Origin of the sequence: Cytobacillus oceanisediminis (assembly GCF_003182355.1) — a bacterium.
GTDB classification, from domain to species: domain Bacteria; phylum Bacillota; class Bacilli; order Bacillales; family Cytobacillaceae; genus Cytobacillus; species Cytobacillus oceanisediminis_A.
On record NZ_QGTW01000019.1, the window covers coordinates 13,003 to 35,350 of the forward strand.

The 22,348-nt window shown below is 40.1% G+C and carries 23 protein-coding genes and 1 riboswitch; all 23 genes read right to left on the reverse strand.

What is annotated here, in order from left to right:
• Window positions 1-177 precede the first annotated feature (177 nt).
• Window positions 178-1,653 (reverse strand): Rne/Rng family ribonuclease, encoded by a 1,476-nt coding sequence (locus tag DFO73_RS24945; RefSeq protein ID WP_258309762.1) that lies wholly within the window; start codon window positions 1,651-1,653, stop codon window positions 178-180.
• Window positions 1,654-1,711: 58 nt separating this feature from the next.
• Entirely contained in the window at window positions 1,712-2,578 is an 867-nt protein-coding gene (locus DFO73_RS24950) for a M50 family metallopeptidase (protein WP_110067388.1), read from the reverse strand.
• Window positions 2,571-3,347: a M23 family metallopeptidase gene (locus DFO73_RS24955; protein WP_110067389.1), complete on the reverse strand. Its 777-nt coding sequence runs from the start codon at window positions 3,345-3,347 to the stop codon at window positions 2,571-2,573. Before DFO73_RS24955 ends, DFO73_RS24950 begins: the two co-directional genes overlap by 8 nt.
• A 138-nt stretch (window positions 3,348-3,485) precedes the next feature.
• Window positions 3,486-4,289: a septum site-determining protein MinD gene (gene minD / locus DFO73_RS24960; protein WP_110067390.1), complete on the reverse strand. Its 804-nt coding sequence runs from the start codon at window positions 4,287-4,289 to the stop codon at window positions 3,486-3,488.
• A gap of 1 nt (window position 4,290) precedes the next feature.
• Window positions 4,291-4,968, reverse strand: coding sequence for a septum site-determining protein MinC (minC, locus tag DFO73_RS24965; protein ID WP_110067391.1), 678 nt, complete (start codon window positions 4,966-4,968; stop codon window positions 4,291-4,293).
• Window positions 4,969-5,276: 308 nt separating this feature from the next.
• Window positions 5,277-5,792 carry a rod shape-determining protein MreD gene (gene mreD / locus DFO73_RS24970; RefSeq protein ID WP_110067392.1) on the reverse strand — a complete coding sequence of 172 codons (516 nt, stop codon included), beginning with the start codon at window positions 5,790-5,792 and terminating at the stop codon, window positions 5,277-5,279.
• Window positions 5,789-6,673 (reverse strand): rod shape-determining protein MreC, encoded by an 885-nt coding sequence (mreC, locus tag DFO73_RS24975; RefSeq protein WP_110067393.1) that lies wholly within the window; start codon window positions 6,671-6,673, stop codon window positions 5,789-5,791. Before mreC ends, mreD begins: the two co-directional genes overlap by 4 nt.
• 199 nt (window positions 6,674-6,872) lie before the next feature.
• Entirely contained in the window at window positions 6,873-7,895 is a 1,023-nt protein-coding gene (locus tag DFO73_RS24980) for a rod shape-determining protein (RefSeq protein ID WP_110067394.1), read from the reverse strand.
• Window positions 7,896-8,080: 185 nt separating this feature from the next.
• Window positions 8,081-8,770 (reverse strand): RadC family protein, encoded by a 690-nt coding sequence (gene radC, locus DFO73_RS24985; RefSeq protein WP_110067395.1) that lies wholly within the window; start codon window positions 8,768-8,770, stop codon window positions 8,081-8,083.
• Between the two features lie 50 nt (window positions 8,771-8,820).
• Window positions 8,821-9,390 (reverse strand): Maf family protein, encoded by a 570-nt coding sequence (locus tag DFO73_RS24990; protein WP_110067396.1) that lies wholly within the window; start codon window positions 9,388-9,390, stop codon window positions 8,821-8,823.
• A gap of 224 nt (window positions 9,391-9,614) precedes the next feature.
• A complete protein-coding gene (locus DFO73_RS24995; RefSeq protein WP_110067397.1) occupies window positions 9,615-10,676 on the reverse strand; it encodes a hypothetical protein in 1,062 nt (353 codons plus the stop codon).
• A 112-nt stretch (window positions 10,677-10,788) separates the two neighbouring features.
• Window positions 10,789-11,808, reverse strand: a complete 1,020-nt coding sequence (locus DFO73_RS25000) for a LysM peptidoglycan-binding domain-containing protein (RefSeq protein ID WP_110067398.1) — start codon at window positions 11,806-11,808, stop codon at window positions 10,789-10,791.
• Complete coding sequence (locus tag DFO73_RS25005) at window positions 11,808-12,404, reverse strand: PilN domain-containing protein (RefSeq protein WP_110067399.1); 597 nt, start codon at window positions 12,402-12,404, stop codon at window positions 11,808-11,810. The genes DFO73_RS25000 and DFO73_RS25005 overlap by 1 nt, the downstream gene beginning before the upstream one ends.
• 9 nt (window positions 12,405-12,413) lie before the next feature.
• A complete protein-coding gene (gene pilM, locus DFO73_RS25010) occupies window positions 12,414-13,391 on the reverse strand; it encodes a type IV pilus biogenesis protein PilM (RefSeq protein ID WP_142669544.1) in 978 nt (325 codons plus the stop codon).
• 16 nt (window positions 13,392-13,407) lie between these two features.
• Window positions 13,408-14,163: a prepilin peptidase gene (locus DFO73_RS25015; RefSeq protein ID WP_110067401.1), complete on the reverse strand. Its 756-nt coding sequence runs from the start codon at window positions 14,161-14,163 to the stop codon at window positions 13,408-13,410.
• Window positions 14,164-14,309: 146 nt separating this feature from the next.
• Window positions 14,310-14,810: a type II secretion system protein gene (locus DFO73_RS25020; RefSeq protein WP_375137349.1), complete on the reverse strand. Its 501-nt coding sequence runs from the start codon at window positions 14,808-14,810 to the stop codon at window positions 14,310-14,312.
• Window positions 14,811-14,938: 128 nt separating this feature from the next.
• A riboswitch (cyclic di-GMP riboswitch) is annotated at window positions 14,939-15,022 on the reverse strand.
• Window positions 15,023-15,100: 78 nt separating this feature from the next.
• Window positions 15,101-16,312 carry a type II secretion system F family protein gene (locus DFO73_RS25025; RefSeq protein WP_110067403.1) on the reverse strand — a complete coding sequence of 404 codons (1,212 nt, stop codon included), beginning with the start codon at window positions 16,310-16,312 and terminating at the stop codon, window positions 15,101-15,103.
• A complete protein-coding gene (locus DFO73_RS25030) occupies window positions 16,312-17,352 on the reverse strand; it encodes a type IV pilus twitching motility protein PilT (protein ID WP_110067404.1) in 1,041 nt (346 codons plus the stop codon). Before DFO73_RS25030 ends, DFO73_RS25025 begins: the two co-directional genes overlap by 1 nt.
• Before the next feature lie 10 nt (window positions 17,353-17,362).
• A complete protein-coding gene (locus DFO73_RS25035) occupies window positions 17,363-19,009 on the reverse strand; it encodes a GspE/PulE family protein (protein WP_110067405.1) in 1,647 nt (548 codons plus the stop codon).
• Between the two features lie 52 nt (window positions 19,010-19,061).
• Window positions 19,062-20,186 carry a hypothetical protein gene (locus DFO73_RS25040; RefSeq protein WP_110067406.1) on the reverse strand — a complete coding sequence of 375 codons (1,125 nt, stop codon included), beginning with the start codon at window positions 20,184-20,186 and terminating at the stop codon, window positions 19,062-19,064.
• Window positions 20,187-20,199: 13 nt separating this feature from the next.
• Window positions 20,200-20,610 carry a PulJ/GspJ family protein gene (locus DFO73_RS25045; protein WP_110067407.1) on the reverse strand — a complete coding sequence of 137 codons (411 nt, stop codon included), beginning with the start codon at window positions 20,608-20,610 and terminating at the stop codon, window positions 20,200-20,202.
• Between the two features lies 1 nt (window position 20,611).
• The gene (locus DFO73_RS25050; protein WP_110067408.1) at window positions 20,612-21,019 is read right to left on the reverse strand and encodes a type II secretion system protein; all 408 of its coding nucleotides are present in this window, start codon (window positions 21,017-21,019) and stop codon (window positions 20,612-20,614) included.
• 39 nt (window positions 21,020-21,058) lie between these two features.
• On the reverse strand, window positions 21,059-22,246 hold the full coding sequence (locus DFO73_RS25055; RefSeq protein WP_142669545.1) for a VanW family protein: 1,188 nt from the start codon (window positions 22,244-22,246) through the stop codon (window positions 21,059-21,061).
• Window positions 22,247-22,348: the final 102 nt, after the last annotated feature.

Consider the following 22,348-nt stretch of genomic DNA (forward strand, 5'->3'; position numbering starts at 1 on the left):
ATAACATGAAAATCCTATCATATAATGAATAATCATGTCAATAAGAATTATATGATTCTTCCGAAAGGCATCCAATTAAATATTTTACTGGCATGCCTTATCTATTATATAGCTTTTGGCCTTCCTGGGAAAGTGGCAAATAATGCTCATGCTTCCCAAAACAAAAGCAGGCCGGGATTATTTTTCCCTCGCCTGCTTTTTCTTTAATTCTTCCGCATTGCCAAATTGCCTTATTTCATAAAATGGCTTACAAGTCTCCTTGATGGAAAAGATCACTTTCAAGCCGATACTGCCTTCTATTCTTTTTTTATGGATTCCATTCTCACCGGAAAAGACCACTGCTACCTCCGGTGTGGTTTCAACCAAAACGGCTTCATGGTACTGGCCCCGATGCTCCCATAATTCCCTTTCAAGTCTGAATGCAATCGTTTCACTACTCAAAACCCTTCCGGTACCTTCACATACTGTACACCTTTCGGTAAGTGACTCAGAAATCGCCGGCTTCGTTTTCTTTCTGGTCAGCTGAAGGATTCCAAGCGGGGTAAATCCCACCAAATTAGTCCGCCTATCATCTTCCTTCAGGGCAGCTTCCATTTTGGCGAGAATATGCTTTCGGTCAGACTCTTCTTTCATATCGATAAAATCAATTAAAATCATGCCGCCAATATCCCTAAGCCGGATTTGCCTTGCAGCTTCTTCAGCTGCCCATTCATTCGTCTTCAAAACGGTATCACTACGATCCTGTTTACCGGTAAATTTTCCAGTATTCACATCTATAACCGTTAAGGCCTCTGCTTCGTCAAAAATCAGGTAAGCCCCATTTTCAAGCCAAACAATACGCTTTAGCGCTTTGTCAATCTCAGCTTCTATTTTATAGGCAGCAAAAATATTTTCCCTGCCGGTATGCAGGTGAATAGGGAGACTGCTGGATTGCTGGAGCAAATTTTTCAGGTTTAAATCGTCTAAAACTACTTCTCCTTCTTTCAGGTCCTTTATTTCTTCGAAAATTTCCTCAATAAAGGAATCCACTTCAAATACTTTTCCTGGCTTTTTTAGAGCTTCAGCTGTCCTTAAGATATCCCTGTACTCCATCCTAAGCTTTTCAAGCTCTTCAATCAGTTCAGCTTCCTGTTTCTTTTGAGAGGAGGTCCTGAAAATCAGCCCTTCGTTCTCTTCTTTAAGACGATAGCCAAACTGGCGCCATTTTTCTCTAGCAGCACTATCCTCAATCTTTTTTGAAACGGCTACATAACGGCCATTGGGCATATAAATGAGAGAATCGCCGGAAAACTCAATCAGCCCCGACAATCTCGGGCCTTTCGTTCCTGTCGCATCCTTCTCAATCTGCACAAGAAGCTTTTCCCCCTGATGCACATAGGAAGAAATACTCTTTTTATCCTTAACAAGCTTTTCTTCGTTAGATTGAATGTAGGAAGCCAATTTATCGCGATGAAGAAAGCCGCTTTCCTCTTCACCAATTTCTACAAAGGCAGCATTCAGCCCAGGCATGACCTTGGAAACCGTTCCCATATAAATATTTCCAACCGATGACCTTTGCTTCGGCTGATCAATAAAAAGCTTCTCGACCCTGTTATTTTTTAAGCGTGCAAATCTCCGTTCTCTTGCTACATAATTAACAACTAGCTTATCCAAATACATTTCCTCACTTTAACGCAGTAATCAAGCTGTGTCATCTTTAAAAAGCCTGCTCTTAATAAACATACAGCAAATCACCTATTTTCGCTGTTAGTACTTTTTCTGCAAAATAGGCATGCAACAGCTCATTTTCATCTAAAGCACCTTTTTCTTTCCCGTCTTTTTCAATTATGATTGGATGCTTGCATCCACGCTGGAATCTTTCAAGAACGTGAATAACCAATTCTTCTTCTTTAACAACAAGGGGCTTTAACGTCCTAAAATCGCTGTTCTTGCCGTAATATCGCTCAAGGAGAAAGCGGATAAAGACAAATCGGCTTTGCTTCCATTCATGATATAGCGAAAAAAGCAAAAAAGCGAGGACAACCCATATATTCAGGTTAACAGGAGAGGTCAGCAAAGTAAAAATAATGAACCCCACAATGCCAGCTGCTGATATCAGCAATGTTTTTCGGTGAGCATCCGGAAAAGCCCGGTAAAGTGACATCCATAAAAAAATCAGCTTTCCGCCATCCAAAGGCCAGACAGGAAGCAGATTAAATATCAAAATCATTAAATTAAATTGTATAAATAGCTGAAAGATTTCTTCTGGCATCCAAGAAAGGTGGTAAAAAAGCAAGGCTGCTCCCATCATCCAAATATGCTGAATCGGTCCGGAAATAATCACAATAATTTCTTCCTTAAGCGGCCGATTTCCGTGCTCATCCATTTCCGCTACCCCTCCAAAGGGCAAAAGGGCTATCCTTTTGATTCTCCAGGAAAAAAGGGCCGCTGCCGCCGCATGACCCATCTCATGCACGAAAATAATCAGGAGCAACAGACATAGTTCAATAAAATGGGCAGTAGCCACTGCCAGCCCAATAATCGCCCATAACAAAGGATGGATATGAATATGCTTTATCAATTCTGCCATTTTATTCAAATGGTATCACCTGAATTGGATCTATAAAGTCATCACCTTTTTTAATAGCGAAATAAAAAGAGCCTTTTTCACCATCATCAGTATCACCCGCAGTGCCTAATCCTGTACCTTTTTCAATATATTGATATAGATTTACATTAATATCTGCTAAATTGCCATACCAGGACTCGCTTTTATCGCCATGTTGAATGATAACTGTGTTTCCGAAACCATCTTTTTTCCCGGCAAACCGCACAAGACCCTCGCTCATGGCTTCAACAGAAGCTTCCTTCCCGGTTTCAATCGTAATCCTTTGGCCGTTATCATTAAAGTCTTCAAGAATTTTAGCAGAAGCAGGGAGTGCATAATCACTGTTTTTTGATGGGCTTTGGGTTTCTTGTTTTCCGTCTGAAAATGGAAGGAGCGCCAGCGGCTTTCCAAACTGCTCTTCATACCAGCCTGAAACAGCTGCGAATTGAAAATCCTTTTCCATGGAAGCTTTCACAAAATCCCTTGCAGGGGCAAGAGTTACGGCTTCATTTTTAAAAAGAATCGCTGCAAGTAAAAATAAACAGGCTGAAGCTAGCAGTTTAAACAGAAATAATTCTTTTCGAAATAAAGGGTGGTCCCCTTCCCCAACTTTGCTGTCATAAGAAGGCAGCTTATTAAATCCGTAACGTTCCTCATCCTCTGTCCAAAGAATATTTGAATCTACCTTCTTAGTCACCCTGTCTTTTTCTTTTTTCCTCCGTGCAATTCTTTTGCGTATTTCATCCGCTCTTGAATTCATGAGATCCCCACCATTTCCTTAATAGCTCTATTTGTACAAGTTTATGAGTTGTCCAAATAGAGTATGACTCATGGAAGGAATAGATTTGAAAAAAATAAACCGGGGAATTTCCCCGGTTGTTTGACTGCTGATATCTGCTTATTTTACACCAAAAAACCTCTTAATTTTGGAAAAGACGCCCTGGTTCTCTTCTTCAAGAGGCTGAAGCGGCACCGATTCGCCAAGAATGCGGCGGGCAATATTTCGGTATGCTACAGATGCTTTGCTGTTAGGGTTTAAAGCAATGGGCTCGCCATGGTTCGAAGCCTTGATCACTTCATCATCATCTGCCACAATACCGATTAAATCAATCGATAGATGGGCTGTAATCTCATCCACATCCAGCATGTCTCCATTTTTCATCATATGGCTCCGTATTCTATTAATAATCAGCTTTGGAGCCTCTACATTTTCTTCTTTTTCAAGCAAACCGATAATCCGATCTGCATCACGCACAGCCGAAACTTCCGGAGTCGTAACAACAATTGCTTTATCCGCTCCGGCAACCGCATTTTTATAACCCTGCTCAATCCCAGCAGGGCAATCGATTACGATATAATCATAATCCTGCTTCAACTCATCAACCAACTTCTTCATCTGCTCAGGATTTACGGCTGATTTATCACTTGTTTGAGCAGCTGGCAGCAAATACAGCAAGTCATCAAACCGCTTATCTTTGACAAGTGCCTGATGAATTTTGCATCGGCCTTCAACCACATCAACAAGATCATAAATGATGCGGTTCTCAAGCCCCATAACAACATCAAGGTTACGAAGGCCAATGTCTGTATCCACCAGGCAAACCCTTTTTCCCTGAAGGGCAAGAGCCGTACCTACATTTGCGGAAGTAGTCGTTTTTCCGACACCGCCTTTACCGGACGTAATGACAATCGCTTCTCCCATCCTAGCTTCCCCCTTGCAATCTAGTAATATTTGGTCTTAGATGCATTAAGACCTGTAATCTATCAACTGTAATTTGCTCATTTTCATCTATGTAAGCACATTCCATTTCTCTCTTTACATCGTCCTGATCCTTGTCAGGAGCTCTATTTATGCAGTCGCTGATCCTTAATTGGGAAGGTTTCATAAGAGAAGCAACCACAACCGCCTCCTTATTTCCATGACAGCCTGCATGGGCAATTCCTTTTAAAGCGCCCATAATAAATATATTTCCACCCGCCATTACAGTGCCTCCCGGATTAACATCCCCGACGAGCAACAGATCTCCCGGAACTTCTAAAACCTGTCCTGATCGAATCATTTTTGCAACTGATACGATTTCGTTTTCTTCTTTTCGGTTTTCAGCTTCTTCTTTTGTTATAACATTAGAACTTATGGACTCAACGATCAGATTTTTCTTTTGCCGGATTATCTCCTTCAATTCTTCCTGCTGTTCTTCGGTGAGATATCGATTGCCTACTTGAACCCTAACCGAAATAAGCCTGTCTTCGCCAGCTCTGGAGCTTTCTGAAAGCTTCAGATCAAGCTCTCTCTTCAGTTCACCGTAGGAGCAAGAATCATCAAGATGCAATGTCAGCCCGTCTTTTGTCCCTTTAATTATTACGTTTTGGTTTTTTTTCATTTCAAGATGTTCACCTCAATGATAAGAAACGCATAAGTGCTTTATTGCCCTCTATTTTCAAGCAGCCCGCCTAATAGGAACTAATCTGCAATAGAAGACTAGAGATCAGTTAAGGCTGAATTTTTCAAACAAATAATTATGTCTATTATCCCTATCCTAAATTGCCCATAGTAAATAGAATTCGACAGAAACCTTCTAAATTCCTTTTTCCCTAAAAATATTCATTTAAAAGAAACCGGGGCCACCCGGTTTCTTTTAAATGGTGATATTAAAATTAGAAAGGTACTCTTTTTTCCTATACCCGATCGCTACTCATTTAAGCTATCAGCATATTTTTCAAATAGCCTTTTGAATGGATAGGCAGCCAGGATAATAAAAATCAAATTCAAAATAAGCGTTGGCACAAGGCGGGAGGATAAAAAGGCTGCAATATCCATATCTGTACGATGAATAAGAAAGTTCATTTGGTACGCGCCAGCTTCAAGCAAGGCAACACCCAAGAGAACAATAATAGAAGCCATGGCTATATTCGTCTGAAGAATTTTAATCAGTTTTGTCATGATATATGCAATGATCGGAAACAGAAATAGATAAATCCCTATTATTTCTATATAAACGATATCGAAAAGCAAGCCGAATAAGAGCCCGTATATGACTCCATGTTTTTTTGAACCGTAAATGGTCAAAAATAACAAGCTGGCAATCAGAAAACGCGGAACGGCAATTTTTCCGCTGCCAAACAACTCAGGCGGTGTTAATTGAACAAATATACTTTCACCAATAAATAAACCCAGGAGTATGAGAGGAAGAAGGAATCTTCTCACAGTTCCTCCTCCTTCTCATCAATCATTTCCATTAATTCAGGCTGCAGAGCCCCTCTCTTTACGACCATCACATGTCCAATATCGTAAAAATCCGCCCCAGGTTCAATATAAGCAGTCTGCGTCAGGCCAAATTCATCAGGAACTACATCCACGACTTTGCCGATTGGCAGACTTTCAGGAAATACGCCTCCAAGGCCTGAAGTAATAACGTTCTGCCCTTTCTCAACTTTAGCATCATAGGGTATGCGTTTAAGGAGAAGAAGCCCCTTCTCTTTATCATAGCCTTCGATCAGACCGAAAAAGTTATTTTCCCCAGCCTGGATTTTGGCCGATATGCGATTGGTCGGATCCATCGAACTTAGCAGCTGAACCGTTGAAGTGAAAGTATTGCTGCTCTTCACCTTACCAATAAGCCCTTTCGATGTAATGACAGCCATATTCGGTTCAATCCCTGCATTTTTCCCTTTATTGATGATAAGCAGTTCATGCCATCTATCAGGGTTTCTTCCTATCACCGTTGCCTGCTTTGGTTCAAATTCACTTAATGAATCTTGTTTATCAAGGATCTCGCGCAGCTCTGTATTATCTTTCTTAAGCCGCTGAACTTCTGACTCCAGGCGGGCAAGTTCATCCAGCCGTGTTTTCAACTCTTTATTTTCTTTGTATGTATTTTGCAAGTCTTGGACATTTTCAAAAAACCCTGCAACATAATTTACAGGACGGGATACGGCATTTTGCACAAAACCGGTAGTATCTTTTAAAAATTGCTCAGGCCAAGTTAAATTTTCTCTATCTTTTAAAGAAAACCCAATCAATGCCACGAGAATAATGATGCTGACAAGCAAAATAATCAGGCGTTTATTCAAAAAGAACTGTGGCATCAGTTACACCTCGATTAGTATTTTTTCCAAAGGCTATAAGAAAAACGCATGGCGTCTCTCTAAACTATCAATGCTTCCAAAGATAACATATATCTACAAATTTATCATTTAGAATATAAGGACAAACATACGAAAGTTGAGCCCAAACACTTCATACACGTGAATGGGCTTCATAATTTTTTCGTATCTATCTTGTTTTTTATCGTGACTCTTTTGCTTTAGTTTTGAATAAATCAATATGGTCCAAAGCTTTTCCAGTACCAATTGCTACGCAATCAAGCGGGTTTTCGGCAATAAGGACAGGCATTTTCGTTTCTTCGCTGATCACCTTGTCCAGGTTGCGAAGCAATGCACCCCCGCCAGTTAGAACAATGCCCCGATCCATAATATCAGCAGCTAGTTCAGGCGGTGTTTTTTCCAGCGTGTTTTTCACTGCATCCACAATGGCATAAACAGTATCATTAAGAGCTTTTGATATCTCTTCTGCAGTAATTTCAATCGTTTTTGGCAAGCCTGTCAAAAGATCGCGTCCTCGAATTTCCAAGTTTTCCACGCCCTCTGGATCTCCCGCAGAGCCAACTTCAACCTTGATCATTTCAGCAGTACGGTCACCGATCATCAAATTATAATTTTTGCGGATATAATTTATAATGGCATCGTCCATTTCATCACCGGCAATACGGATAGACTGGCTTGTTACAATGCCGCCCAAAGAAATGATGGCTACCTCGGTAGTTCCTCCGCCTATATCTACAACCATGCTTCCTGTAGGTTCCCAAACAGGAAGATTAGCGCCAATTGCAGCAGCAAATGGCTCTTCTATTGTATAGGCATCACGAGCTCCTGCCTGGCGGGTTGCATCCACGACTGCACGCTCCTCTACAGCTGTAATTCCAGATGGGACACAAACCATTACATAAGGCTTGCCTGAGAAGAAACTTTTATTTTTATTGGCTTGTTTAATATAATATTTCATCATGACGGCCGTTGTTTCATAATCGGCAATTACCCCATCTTTCATTGGCCGGAGTGCTACAATATTGCCAGGTGTTCGGCCGATCATATTCTTCGCATCATTTCCGACAGCCACAATATTTTTGGTGTCCGTCTGGAGTGCAACTACTGATGGCTCTCTGACAACGATTCCTTTTCCTTTAACATAAACAAGTGTATTAGCTGTCCCTAAATCTATTCCAAGGTCTCTAGTACCGATTCCAAACATAATTGGTATCTCCCTTTCTGATACATAATGCTAACTTTAAGATAAGGTATAATAATTGAAACTTCTTTAATTTATCAGGTAAAATGAGCCTTTTAAACGCAAGGCATCTCAAAAATCATAACCAATATTATAGCGTAACGTCAAATAAAAACATAGCCTTTTTAAAGGTTATTTGAAAAGACATATTATAGGTAACCTTTTTCTTTCAAGCTGACAAATTTATTCTCACCGATAATAAGATGGTCAAGTACATCGATGCCGATTATTTTGCCGGCCTCTGCCAGCCTTTTTGTTACCTCTATATCTTCTCTGCTCGGAGTTGGGTCCCCGCTCGGATGATTGTGAATACAGATAATTGATGCGGCTGATCTGCGAAAGGCTTCCTTAAATACCTCCCTTGGGTGCACAATTGAAGCATTCAGGCTTCCAATAAAAATGGTTTGCTTATGGAGCACCTGATTTTTCGTATTTAAATAAAGGCATACAAAATGTTCCTGCGACAGGAACCGCATGTCGTTCATTACATAATTTGCACCATCTTCAGGAGAACGGATGATATATCTGTCATCGTAGGCAAGATTTGAAATCCTCCGGCCAATTTCTACAGCAGCAAGCAATTGGATCGCCTTTGCTGTCCCAATACCCTTAATCGCGGTGATTTCATCCAACGATGCATCCTTCAACAGCCGGAGCCCTTCAAATTGGGTGAGGAGCCTATTTGATAATTGCAAAACGGATTCTTCTTTGGTGCCCGTTCTGAGCAAAATGGCAATCAATTCGTGATTGGAAAGGCTTTGCGGTCCATTTTGGACAAATCGCTCACGAGGACGTTCATCTTGAGGAAAATCTTTAATCAAAAAGGATTCAGTTTGCATACTATTTCCTCCCTAACCTTTGGGCCAGGGAGCGGAGATGAGGAAAGTATTTAAGGATGCGAGTAGCCCGCCTTCCTTAATTCCCGAACCGTTCTTGACACAGGAAGGCCGACAACCGAAAAGTAATCTCCACTAATGCTTTTTACAAGCACGCTGCCAAAGCCTTGTATTCCATATGCTCCCGCTTTGTCAAATGGTTCACCGGTGCCGATATAAGAGTTAATTTCTTCATCTGTTAACTCCCAGAATACCACATCGGTTTTTTCATAAAATTTTATTTGTTTGCCTGGTGCCAGAATGCAGACACCAGTGTAGACGGAATGAGTTGTTCCCGACAAGCTCTTTAGCATACTAAAGGCTTCTTCACTGCTGCTTGGCTTTCCTAAAACGTTTCCACCTTTGACTACCACAGTATCTGATCCAATAACAAAAGCATCAGGATACTTTTTAAACACCGCATCAGCTTTCCTGAAGGCGAGTTCTTTCACAATTTCATCAGGTGTTAACCAGGGATCAAAGCTTTCATCAACATCACTGCTGGAAACTTCAAATGTTAAATGAAGATTTTCAAGAAGTTCTTTTCGCCGTGGGGAAGAAGAGGCTAAAATGAGGTTATGCATAAAATCACCTTACCTTTATGTATCATTTTGGGAGATACAAACTAATCGTATCAAAAATCGGCTAGACAAACAATTTAAAAAGACTGCTTTATAAAAATATTTGATAAAATTTAATAAATATCGACAAAATGAAAGAGCCTGCCGAAATTTCCCGAACAGACTCCTTTAATATGTGATATTTCCCAGAAAATATTCGAATATAAGAAGATTTTGGCACTATCTGCTTATAATGACTGATAAGCAGCAAGAAACGCAAGCAGATGCTGCTGAACTTTGCTTGCTGAAGCTGCATCTCCAGATTGCTGGAAGGCATCCATTTGCTTTGATGCATTTTCCAGTTCTTCTTTTATAGAAATAAGTGTTTGGTTTTTGATTTGATCTGCTTGCAATTCATTTAAATTAGCACTCTGTTTTTTTATATCCTCTACCAAGCCTTCAGGGATGGATTTTTCAACAGCTGCATTGGCTGCACCTGCTGAAAGAGTATGATACAAAGAAGGTGTGATTTCAAGCAATTTTTTCTCCACTGCATTTAACCCCTCTATAGACTTCGCATCAAATGTGATTTCTTTTGCAAATACATCTATTCCTTTACTTTTTAAATCTGCCCCCATTTCTTTGGCATGCTCTATACTGTCAGATACTCCTAAATAAAGAAATGTTTGTCCGCCGATTTCTATAAGGTGACTATCGGCTCCTTTTTGAGCATTTGCTTCCTGTATTTGTTTGGCGGCATCGTTATTTGAGAAGACTCCTCCCTGAACCACAAAAGTGGCCAATGGGTCCAGGGCTGCCGTTTCCGTTCCGGCCTGCTCTCTAGAAGCAGCAGGGGTTTCAGTTACGGCAGGAGTAACTGTCTCGGCCGCCTGGTCAGTGAATACCAATTTAAGCATAATGAATCCAAAACTTGTCCCAAGCAGGACAGCAAAAAAGACAGCCAGAAAAATGGATGTAAGAAAACCTTGGTTATTTTTCCTCTTGAAGTTTTGGGCCAATGTACTGAATCCTTTTTTTGCTGGCGATTTTGGAGGGGTTGCTACCTTAAATTCTTTAATTTCAGAATCCTCTGTTTCCTCTGGCAGGATCCAATCAAAACTATCATCTGCTTCTTTTCCAGCTGCGGTTTGTATTGAAGCAAAGAACTCCGTTTCCTCGTTGTTTTCGTTTCTCTCAAAATCTTTTGGCTTCCAGGCTTCTTTCTTTTTATCTTCATTTTTCTCCTGAAACGGACGGTCCTTGCCATTTATCTTTATAGTGATTGTTTTTCCGTTATTAGGCTTGTCCACATTTTGTCCTCCTTCCATGTCGATTGCTGAATTGGTTTCATCCTAACATACTGCAAAAAAAAAATAACAAGACTTTTGTCGTCTTGTTATTGAATGATTTCGTCAAATATCGTCATTTAAGAAGAAAGGGCATTTCAATCGTCTCACCAGCTAAAAGCCTGGTAATCCCGTTCCATTCCATAATGGTGTCTTCGCCATCCCTGTTATTATAATATTTAATCGCAAGGCTAAATAACGTATCTCCTGGTTTAACCTCGTATATATACACTATATATGAATTTCCGTTCTTTTCTACAACCTTTGAAGCCAAGGTGCCAAGATTTTCTGACGGATGCTCCGCTGCGTTACCCGACACACCCTCTATACTACCATTTTTATTTTCTGCAAAAGGATACAAAGGATTAGTTTTATTAGCTGGTGAAGGCAGTTCGTATTTTGGAAGCTGATCTTTAAGTTCCTCAAGTGTCGGATAGTAAAACGCTGAAACTGTCACGCTATAAATAAGTTTATTGACTGTTTTTCCAGTCTCTCGAACCTCCCTGTTCCCTGTAAAGGCAAGGCTGTCAATTTGAGTTACACGCTGCAAATCTTCAATTGCCTTTATGAAAGCTTCGAGCTCGATATAAGTAGGTGATTCAACAATCATAGACACAGTAAGCCTTTCAATTCCTTCAGGGAAGAAAAATTTACGGGGCTCAGAAGCTATTTCGTCTTTTGTATTGTCATTCTGAAAGTTAAGATCGACCGAAAGGTCTTCGGATTGTTTATAGTCCGATTCGGATAAAGACTCATTTTGAGCAACACTTTGGTTCTCATTAAAAGAAAAGCTTGTTATTAGACTGCCAGATGATATTTCGGCTTTTTCAAGATCGAGAATAAATTGATCCAGTAAAGGGTCAACTGGAAGCTTCTGCTGCAAAAAAGCAGTGTGATTCGCTAACTCATTTCCTGTACTTTTTGGATCTTTCTCAAGCTGGGAAATTTGCAGTTCCTCACTTTTAATAGATTGAGTAAACCCTTCAACCCGATCTTTCAAAGGGATTAAATGAAACCAATAATAATAGCCCAATCCCAAAATAAGCAAGGGAAAGATCAAGGTAAAAGATAAAGTAATTTTCTGCCGGGAAGACATTAGGAGCCGCCCTCCCCGCTCTTGTGGACTTGTTTAATGGCGTTTTTATCTATCAGAACTGTATATTGTGCAATATACCTCGGCAATATAGATAGATCAGATTCTGACTCGCTGGATACTCTCTCTGTTGTTATGCTTAACAGGTTAGCGTTTTGAATGAATTCTGATTCCTGCATGCTTTTTAAAAAAAACGCAGCATCCCTTGAAGAATCAAACTGGACAGACAACTGGACATTCCCTGATTCCTGATAGGAAAATGACAATACAAATCCACGTTCTGGCAAAAGGGAAGTTATATGGCGCAGCAATTTATAAGTGGAAACCGGGTAATTTTCCGCCCAGGCCAATGCCGTTTGCAGCTTTTCCTCCGCATTCGGGTTATCCGGAGAGTTGGGATTCTGCTGTACAATGCTTTTCAGCTGCTGAACCGCAGCCAATTCCGTCTGCAGTCTTTTTTCGTGGTCAGTAAGCTGCTTTTGTTCAAACCAAAGATATCCTCCGCACCCAGCTGCTAAAATAATGATGAGGATAAAAACTACAGCAGTAGTGGAATTCCTCTTTTCTTTTTGGGGCAATAAATTTATATCAACCAGCATGCTAGGCACCTACTTTAATGCGAGTCCAATACAATCGTTGAATACGTGAGGAATATTAATTCCCTTTTTTATCTGAAACAAAGGCTGTGTAAGCGCTTGGACTTGGAGTTCAAATGAGTCGCTTATGGTTCCCGCGTATTCATCCATATAAGGGTGGTCTCCAAACAAAATAAGCTTTGTTATTTGATTGCTGCCTTTTGTTAAATTAAAACGGTAAAAATTCATGAATCTTTCAATTTCTGTATTTATATCTCTTGCCTGGCCATCTAACCTGTTTTGTTCAACATTCAATATGTAAAATTCCTGTCCGCTCCTGCCTCTTTTCAATTCCAGCTCGTCCTGAACCAAAGAGAGTTTGGAGTGCCGGACAATGCTTGGATAATGGTCATGGAAGACAGAAAGCTGCAGCGTATCCATACCAAGCTGAACCATTAGTAAATGTTCTTTTTTATCAGCTTGTCCTATATGGTAATAAAATCGATAAAGTGACAAAATTGATAAGTCCGCTACAACAGGCTTTAAAGAGCTGGCTTCAAAAACATCCGTATATTCCCTTATAACAGATTCCTTTGTAGCTATAAGCAGGACTTCATTTTGTCCTCCTTTCCCCCCGAGGAAAACAGGCTCAATGATCGGATCATCAAAAGGAAGATGGATCGTCTCTCCCAGCTGCATATATAAATATCCCTTTAGCTCATCCTCCATAATTTCCAGCGGTACTGAAACCGTTCTGACAATCATGAAAGGATCTGGTACACACATAGTGATTTTGCTTCCTTTTAGTTTCCCTTCCTCAACGATTTCGTCGAGAATCATACCAAAAACCTCAATATCCTTAATCCGTCCTTCTTCGATGACTCCGGGAGGAAGGCATTTCTGCCGATAGGAAAGGAAACTATGCCTCTTATCACTCTCCACGAAGCGAATATAATGGTCGTTAATTATAAAATGAACTCTATGCCTGCTGCTTCTCATTAATGACCTCAACCGCTTCACCTCTCCATTACATTAAAAAACTCGTAAAATACCAATCAATAATTTCTTCTCCATAAAAATAGGCCAAAATCGCACCTGCGGCAATGAAAGGGCCAAAGGGTACAGGCTGCCTCTTTTTATATTTGCCAAGAAGCATGCCGCCAAATCCATAAACAGCCCCAGCAAGTGTAGCCAAAAAGAATGAAAGCATAGTCAATTTAAAGCCCAGTACAATGCCGATGAGGAAATACAATTTAATATCTCCTCCCCCCATTCCCCCTTTGCTTATAACAGCAATGGCGAAGAGCAGCAGGAAGCCTGCAAAAGCACCTAGAGTTGAGTCCCACCACGGAGAAAGAGGCACCACAATCCTTTCCAACATTAAAATCGGCAGGAAAAACAATAAGACTTTGTCAGGGATAATCATATAAACAATATCCGAAACAAAAATAATCACCAATAAGGAAATGAACGTTAAAGCGACAATCAGTTCGGGATTAAAGCCTATTTGATAGAACGTAAACACAAACAATAAACCTGTAGCCAATTCGATCAATGGATACACTGGAGATATAGAAGTACCGCATCTCCTGCACTTTCCTTTTAGCCAGATATAAGAGAATATTGGCACCAGGTCTCCAGCTGTCAAATTCCGCAGGCATACAGGGCAATGAGATCTCGGTGCAACAATGGATTTCTTCAAAGGCACCCTCAGCCCAACCACATTATAAAAAGAACCCAAAACAGCGCCTAAAACGAACAAATACAAATAAATTAAAAGCATAAAAGCCCTTTTTCCTTTTCTATGAATATAGTCCTTATTATACTAAACAATGCTGCTGATGGAAATTAGAAAAAGAACTCCTTTGGGAAGGAGCTCTTTAATTTATATATTTCTATAATTATCCATCTATTTGGTAATCTAATTCATTATCCTCCTGATGTTGGTTCTGGCACTGTTGTGATAACAACATCATCCCTGTCTATATCATTTACATCAATTGGAACACTTTGACCAATGCTTCTATCATTTCCTACCAAAGAGACCTCATAACTATAGTTCCCGGTAGTACTATCAGAAACTAACACAACGTAACCACTGGTATATGCTGATTTTGTGTCAGGATCAATAAATTCTTCTAAGTAGCCATTGTTAATTAAGTCATCTAAATTATACCCTTGATCAGGATCTCCAGTGCCACCATTTACAGATTCTAAATCTAATCCCCCAGCATTTGCGAGTTTTGCTGCACTCACTATCTGCTTCGCATTAGCAATATGGGCATCCTTCTTACTATTATCTATAATCCCACCAATACTCGGCACTGCTATCGCAGCTAAAATCCCTAAAATCACAATAACCGCCAACAATTCAACAAGCGTTAATCCTTTTTGATTTTTAAAATAATTCCTGATCCTTTTGAACATCATTTTCTCCCCCTATTATACTGAAAGTGTGCCTTTTATGAGTCTATTAAACTAGGATGATGGCAATAAAAAATCTAGTGAAATAAAAAACCAATTTTCAGACTGTATAAGAACAAATTCCCATATCAATCTTGAAAATTGGCGGGTTGCACTACAAGCTCTTGTTCGTTCAAGTGCCCATATAAAAACGAACGGTCATAGCTTCCAATTTCACTATAAAAATCCAACTTATAAAATCATTATATGATGCTTAAGTCCTAAAATCAATTATAGAAATGTGAAGACTTATATATTTATTGCTGAATATTTTCAAAGATCGTAAACATTGGGACTGCAATGGCAGCCACAATTCCTCCTACTATAAAAGCAAGGAGGACAATCATCATCGGCTCAATTAAGGATTTGATCTGGTCGGTAGCGTTGTCGACTTCCATTTCATAAAAATCCGCTACTTTATCGAGCATTTGGTCGAGTGTCCCTGATTTTTCACCTACTAAAATCATATGTGAAACCATAGGAGGGAATGCCCAATGCTTTTCCATTGGAATCGAAATGGACTGCCCTTTTTCAATTGAAATTCTTGCTTCCTTTATTACCTGTGCCAGTACTTCATTTCCCATTATTCTTTCGACAATAGTCAAAGATTGCAGAATCGGCACCGAAATTGCAAACAAGGAGCTCAAGGTTCTGGTCATTTTAGCAATCTCAGCTTTTTGAAGAAGCTTTCCAAAGATCGGAAGCTTAAGAAGGACATAATCAAAATAATATTTTGTTCTTCGATTTGATTGCAAATTGCGAATGGAAAGGATTATCAGTACAGCAGCAGAGAATAGAAACCACCAATAACCGCTAAAAACGTTACCCATTCCAAGTACCATCCTAGTGATAAGAGGCAGTTCTCCATCAAACGAAACAAACATATCAGCAAATACTGGAACAACCGTTGATAATAAGAAGATTACGATAACAATGGAAATAAGCCCTACTGTTAAGGGATATGCCATGGCTGATTTCACTTTTTGGCGGGTATTGTGCTGTTTTTCATAATAAACAGCCAGTCTTTCCAATATCTCATCCATATTTCCTCCAGCTTCGCCTGCCCTCATCATATTTATAAAAAGGGGCGGAAAGATTTTACGGTGATTTTCCGCTGCTTCTGAAAAAGGTTTCCCTCCTTCAAGCCCTTCAGCTACATCTTTTAACGCTTTTTCCAGCAATTTGCTTGATGTCTGCCTTGATAATAAATAGGTGGCTTCAGCTAAAGTGATTCCTGCTTTGAGAAGTGTGGAAAATTGCCGGATATATACGACAAGGTCTTTATGTTTAACCTTGCTTGGCCCTAGCTTAATTTCCTTATGCAAGAAGCCTTTTAGTTCTTCTATGGACGTGACCGCTATTTCTTGTTCCTTTAGTTTCCCAACAGCCTCTCTTCTATTTTCCGCCGTCAGTTTTCCATCTTTTCGCCTGCCTTTTTTATCTCTGCCGGTATAACGGAAAACTGGCATTAAAAGTCACTCTCCTGCAAATATTGGGCTGCAGTGTTTTTATCAATTTTTCCTTTTTCCGATAGGTGTTTGACAGCCATTCCGAGCGTTTCCATTCCAGAGGCCTTGCTTGTTTGCATGACACTGTGTATTTGATGGATCTTCTCATTGCGGATCAAATTGCGTATGGCAGCGTTATTAATCATAATTTCTAATGCAGCTACCCTTCCATCCTTTGAGATCGCAGGGAAAAGACGCTGTGAAATGATTGATGTAAGAACGGAGGCTAGCTGGATCCTTACCTGGGACTGCTGACCGGGCGGAAAAACGTCAATGATTCGGTCAATTGTAGACGGCGCATCCGTTGTATGAAGGGTTCCGAGCACCAAATGACCTGTTTCTGCAGCTGTTATCGCCGTTGAAATGGTTTCCAGATCCCGCATTTCCCCTACCAGGATGATGTCAGGATCCTGCCGTAAACAGGCTCTTAGGCCATTGGCGAAGCTTTTTGTATCAAACCCTACTTCCCTCTGATCAATAATGCTTGTCCCATGATTGTGAAGGTATTCAATAGGATCTTCAAGGGTAACTATATGCCTCTTCATATTTTTGTTGATATAGTCTATCATCGCAGCTAAAGTAGTTGATTTTCCGCTTCCGGTTGGTCCTGTCACCAGAACAAGCCCCTGGGGTTTTCCTGCTATTTCCTTTAAGACATTTGGTAGTCCAAGCTCCTCCAGCGCCGGGATTTTAGTTGGGACAACGCGTATCGCCAAACTAACTGACGAGCGCTGATGATAGGCATTAATCCGGAAGCGTGAAACACCTGGAATTCCATATGAAAAATCAAGTTCACCGTTTTCCTTAAAGGTCTCCCATAGTGTCTCAGGAATAATGGCTTTTGCCATTTCTTCCGTATCCTGTGGTTTAATTATTTCCTTCCCGTATTGCTTTAAATCTCCATGCAGACGCATAATCGGAGGAACGCCTACAGTTAAATGAATATCTGAGGTGCCTAATTCATAGGCTGCTGTCAATATATAGTCTAATCGCTCTTTCATTTTTTTCCTCCTAATCCCTCAGTGCCACTCTCAGTACTTCTTCCACTGTAGTCATTCCACTTTTTGCCTTTAACAAGCCATCATCGATAAGAAAAATCATGCCGCTTTTCATTGCATACTCTTTTATGTCACTCAATGGTCTATTATTTGTCATTAAACTCCTGATATAATCATCCATCTCGAGGACTTCATGGATCGCCATACGGCCGCGATACCCAGTATTTTGGCAGTTTGGACAGCCTTTTCCTTTATATAGTTTATCGACCTTAATTCCTCTGTCTTTAAACAAATTCACTTCCATTTCGGAAGGCTCATAGGAAAATGCACATTCCTTGCATATTCTCCGGATTAATCGCTGAGAGACAATACCAGTCAGAGAGGATACCACCAGATAAGGTTCTATATCCATATCCAGCAAACGCGGTATGGTTGAAAGCGCACTGTTGGTGTGCAAAGTACTGAACAGTAAGTGTCCGGTTAGTGAAGCCCTAATCGCAGTATCAGCCGTCTCTTTATCACGGATTTCTCCAATCATAATAATATTCGGATCCTGTCTCAGGATCGACCGGAGCCCGCTAGAAAATGTAAGACCGATAGACTGGTTGACTTGAACTTGATTAATTCCGAAAATCTGGTATTCGACAGGATCTTCAACTGTAATGATGTTCACATTGTCTGTGTTTAAATGGTTCAATGCTGCATATAGAGTTGATGATTTCCCGGATCCGGTAGGACCGGTTATAAGCACCATTCCTGAAGGTTTTTCAATCATTGAAACAAATTTTTGCAGGTTCACACGATTAAAACCCAGGTTTGAAAGTTTTAGCAGGATACTGGATAAATCGAGTATCCGTAAAACAACCTTTTCTCCATCTACGGTAGGGAGCAGTGAAATGCGAAGGTCTATTTTCACATGATTAATTTCAAGCTTTATTCTTCCATCCTGCGGCAAACGGGTTTCGGTCACATTTAAATTAGCCATGATCTTAATACGGGCAACCAGCAGGCTGAAAATATTTTTGGATAGCTCGCGCTCTGTGCGAAGCAAACCATCTACCCGATAGCGGACAAGTATTTTTTTCTCTTGAGGATCAATATGAATATCACTTGCCTTCATTTGGACACCGGTTGATAGTATCTGATTTACAAGCCTGATCGCCGGTGCCTGCTCACTATCCAAGTCATCTCCATCTATTTCGGTTAGATCGAGGTCCTCAAATGTCTCATTTAAATTATAGTATTTATGTATAGCGGAAATAATCTCGTCTCGCTTTGCTATAACGGGAGTAATCTGCAGACCTGTTGATAAACGCATATCATCCAGCGCAAAATAATCCATTGGATCATTCATGGCCACAATAAGCTGCGTTCCGTCCTTCTTAATGGGCATCAAATTATTTCTTAGTGCAAAATCCTTGGATATTAAAGTAACCATCTTTGAATCGACAGGATAGTTAAAGAGACTAATATGCGGAATGCCAAGCTGAAATTCCAGCACCTCAATCAGCTGCTGTTCACTGATATATCCTCTTTCTAAAAGGGCATCTCCCAGCTTTTGGCCATCTTTTTTAGTTGTGAGCGTTTTCTGAAGCTGATCCTCAGAGAGCATCCCTGATTCAACTAGCAGGTCTCCTAATCGTTTCCGCTTATTTGTCATTTTTGTCACCTTTTAAAGAAATTATTTGTAAATCAACACTAAGCTAAATGTGTTAATTATAGGATGGATCCAATTCTATTTCCCCGCCTTCTCCAGGCTGTGGAGAAGTCCACTCTGGCGGAGCCGGAAAATCTCCAGTGAACGTCACTGTACCCAATGCCCAAATTCCAGCGCTAAGCCCGTCAGTATTTTTACAGCTCATTCCGGCAGGCAATATGTTAATATCCTCAATTTTAATATTAATTCCTTCCCGAAGATGGGCAGTGCCTTGAATGCACATTAGAGATGAGTTTCCGCTGCCAACCAGCTTCCCTATATCATCACCGTAGAAATATGCATCTCCTATTACTACAGTTTTCGAATTTGGCTTGCTGTCTATATCATTAAAATAAGCACTGCCATTTTCCACTTCAATGACACTATGGTTTGATAAAGTTGCCAAACCGCTCACGTAAAAATCTCCCTTGGCAATTAAAGTGGTTGCGTTATCCATTGTTAGCGGTCCGGCAGTATATAGATTATTTACATAGACCTCTGATTTGTCACTTATTGTAACTGGACCGGTAGAATAGACATCACACGGCGTATCCGGATTATTGTCACAGTTGTTAGGATCTGATTCAACTGGAGGGGGTGGCGTTGTGCCTGGAAGGCCGATTCCCCCTTCAGATGTCCAGCTGAAGTCCTTTTCTTCCTCCTGATAAGGCTGAGTCTCTTCAATCTCTCCGTTACCACTGGTAAGCCTGTATGTTAGGCGAATTACGCCATTTCCGTTTGCATCCTGGGTCACTATAAACTGATAGGAAACTTTAAAAAAGGTATCCGGACGATTATTCATATTTACTCTGAATTCAAAAAAATTATTAAGCCCACTATTCACTGGAATGCCCATTTCAGCTAGATTATAATTTAAGTGCCCTTCCAAGCTGTTTCTTGCTTCTTGGACTGTATCGCCAGTAAGCGGCTGTGCAATTGCCAGTTTTAACGTTTCATTGAAAAACTCCAAACCCATTTCAGCTAAGTGGGTTGTCTGAACATCATTGTGGCTTTTGGCTATTTGTCCTGCTGAATTGACATTCGCTCTTATCAGTACAGTAGTAAAAATAAAAATCAAAGAAATAGAAAGCAGTATATATATAAGGGTGTATCCTTTTTCATTACAGTATTTCCGATGCATCCTGCCACCCCTATTACCGTCTGTTTATAATCGTCTTTACTTCATAAGGATTCGTATCATTGTCCGGGTCTGATATTGATAAGGTGAGGTAAAAAAAATCATTTGTTTTATTTATCGATATGGAATTTGGAATATGGTATAAGAAATTGGGGTTGCCTATTGTCCAAACACGCTGGCTAGTGGTCACTTGAATGAGCCCATCCACAATGCTAATTTCGTAATCAGGATTTTTATGGTGCACTTCAGTAAGCTCAGCAAGCACCAAGTTTGCTTCCTGCCTTAAATGGGAATGAGTTAATGTCTTGTTATAATTTGTAACGCTTCCCAAAAACACAGAACTGACTAAGCTGAAAATGATTGCAGAGATCGCAATGGCACCGAGTAATTCGATCAGTGTCATACCCTGCTCCGATTTTATCCCCATTTTATGGCCCACCTTCCTTATAGCCAAAGGTCCTGGCCAGAAGGCTGCTATCTGTTTTAATGGACGAGGAATAAACACTTATTTCTTTAAAATATATGCTGAAGGGCGGAATTCTACCATTACTTAAATCATGAAGTTCCGGTGGTGTAACATCCTCAATAGAAACATAATACGTACTATTGCCTCTTTCAGCTGTGAATTCAGTGTCATATGCAAACCCTAGCTGTAAATTTGCATGAACCTCTCTTGCAATATTCATTGCCTCAATCTTTTTTTCGTTTTTACTAGAAAACAGCATGGATTGAGAATAAATTCCAAAAAACACAAGCAGGATCAATCCTATAAGTCCGATTGACGCCAACACTTCAACTAATGTAAACCCCATTTGTCCATTACGAATCCTTTTCATGTATTCTCACCTAATATATTTGTCTGCTTTTCATAGACTCTATCTTTCTCCATTAGCAAGTTCAGTAGAATCCTCAACTATTGCATCTTTCTGGCCAGCTTCAGATTCCACTACACCCTGTACTTCACCGTCTATTTTCTCACTGTCAGGTCTTTGTGTTTCAGTGGTTTCTGTTTCACTCGTCTCAGGATAAGCGATTTTTCTTATAATAATTTCATTTACCGGCAGATAAAAATCTTCAGCAATCAGAGTCGTTTTTAACCGCTCACCCTGTGAGTTATATTCATCACGATAAACGGAAACCAAGGATCCCTTTCTGCCTCTTCTTTCACTGCTAAAAACGTTTTTGGTATTACCTTGGTATTGAATAATTTTCTTTGGTCCGTATGTTTTTTTATTTTCAAACCGGACTTTATAACTGTTGCCAAGGTCAATCCCCAATACGGATACCTCCACAGTACTGTTGTTCACCTTATCAAATTGAATCGTGATATCACTATCATTTGGATTAAATAACATTAAATCCATTTTCTCTTTGGCCACTCTTGCTTCAAATCCTGCAGTAATTCCTTCCGGCAGCTCATTGCTAATATACCTCTCCATAATTTGGATATTTGTCGGAAGGATTGCCTCATAAATTCCCGATGAAATTTTAGTAAGCAGCTCATTCGATAAAAACGGATCCTCATCATTCAGCAGCTCTAAAAACGAAAAACTGTCATGGGCAGGTATAATAACTTGGCTATGTGATTCCAGCCAAGATGATAGGCTGTTTCCATCTATCTTAATTTCCGCATTTGAAAGAAGGCTTTGTCTGTTAACTGCCCCTTCCCCCATGTGATCTGAAAGTTTAAGAACACTTACCTTTGTATTAAGAGCTCCCGCTTCTTCCTCCAATCGGGCGCGCAAGCTTTTGATATTCACATTTGACAGTATTGTTTCATCCAGAATTTTTCTCAGCTGTTCAACTAAATCCTGCTCATGTATGGTTGTATAAAGTGGATTCGCATTTCCCTGCACAGCCGCTGCAATGCTATCCTCTATATGAAATCTAAAAAGCTTCCCAGGAATATCAACTTTTTGATCTAAAAATGACAATTGGACCCCATTGGCACTTTGCCAATGGGCAATAGATTGATTCAGCCTGTTGCTTACGTCATCCTTCTGAATTCCATGAACCTCTACAGGTCCAATAAAAGTTACATCACTAAATGGGGTATCCTGCATAAATACCTTCTCATAAGCAAAAATTCCTATTCGTGAAAAAACAGTGAAAAACAGAGTGCATATAAGGATAAGGCTAAATAATTTTAATAAAAAATGCTGATT

Excerpts from the sequence above, each read along its gene's own strand:
- DFO73_RS25045 (WP_110067407.1), bottom strand. The coding sequence starts at position 20,610 with ATGGGGATAAAATCGGAGCAGGGTATGACACTGATCGAATTACTCGGT.
- DFO73_RS25055 (WP_142669545.1), bottom strand. The coding sequence starts at position 22,246 with ATGCAGGATACCCCATTTAGTGATGTAACTTTTATTGGACCTGTAGAG.
- DFO73_RS25035 (WP_110067405.1), bottom strand. The coding sequence starts at position 19,009 with ATGACAAATAAGCGGAAACGATTAGGAGACCTGCTAGTTGAATCAGGG.
- DFO73_RS25015 (WP_110067401.1), bottom strand. The coding sequence starts at position 14,163 with ATGCTTTTAATTTATTTGTATTTGTTCGTTTTAGGCGCTGTTTTGGGT.
- minD (WP_110067390.1), bottom strand. The coding sequence starts at position 4,289 with ATGGGAGAAGCGATTGTCATTACGTCCGGTAAAGGCGGTGTCGGAAAA.
- DFO73_RS25050 (WP_110067408.1), bottom strand. The coding sequence starts at position 21,019 with ATGAAAAGGATTCGTAATGGACAAATGGGGTTTACATTAGTTGAAGTG.
- minC (WP_110067391.1), bottom strand. The coding sequence starts at position 4,968 with ATGAAAAAAAACCAAAACGTAATAATTAAAGGGACAAAAGACGGGCTG.
- DFO73_RS25020 (WP_375137349.1), bottom strand. The coding sequence starts at position 14,810 with ATGATGTTCAAAAGGATCAGGAATTATTTTAAAAATCAAAAAGGATTA.
- DFO73_RS25000 (WP_110067398.1), bottom strand. The coding sequence starts at position 11,808 with ATGTCTTCCCGGCAGAAAATTACTTTATCTTTTACCTTGATCTTTCCC.
- DFO73_RS25025 (WP_110067403.1), bottom strand. The coding sequence starts at position 16,312 with ATGCCAGTTTTCCGTTATACCGGCAGAGATAAAAAAGGCAGGCGAAAA.
- DFO73_RS24955 (WP_110067389.1), bottom strand. The coding sequence starts at position 3,347 with ATGAATTCAAGAGCGGATGAAATACGCAAAAGAATTGCACGGAGGAAA.
- DFO73_RS25040 (WP_110067406.1), bottom strand. The coding sequence starts at position 20,186 with ATGCATCGGAAATACTGTAATGAAAAAGGATACACCCTTATATATATA.
- DFO73_RS24980 (WP_110067394.1), bottom strand. The coding sequence starts at position 7,895 with ATGTTTGGAATCGGTACTAGAGACCTTGGAATAGATTTAGGGACAGCT.
- DFO73_RS25005 (WP_110067399.1), bottom strand. The coding sequence starts at position 12,404 with ATGCTGGTTGATATAAATTTATTGCCCCAAAAAGAAAAGAGGAATTCC.
- mreC (WP_110067393.1), bottom strand. The coding sequence starts at position 6,673 with ATGCCACAGTTCTTTTTGAATAAACGCCTGATTATTTTGCTTGTCAGC.
- DFO73_RS25030 (WP_110067404.1), bottom strand. The coding sequence starts at position 17,352 with ATGAAAGAGCGATTAGACTATATATTGACAGCAGCCTATGAATTAGGC.
- radC (WP_110067395.1), bottom strand. The coding sequence starts at position 8,770 with ATGCAAACTGAATCCTTTTTGATTAAAGATTTTCCTCAAGATGAACGT.
- DFO73_RS24990 (WP_110067396.1), bottom strand. The coding sequence starts at position 9,390 with ATGCATAACCTCATTTTAGCCTCTTCTTCCCCACGGCGAAAAGAACTT.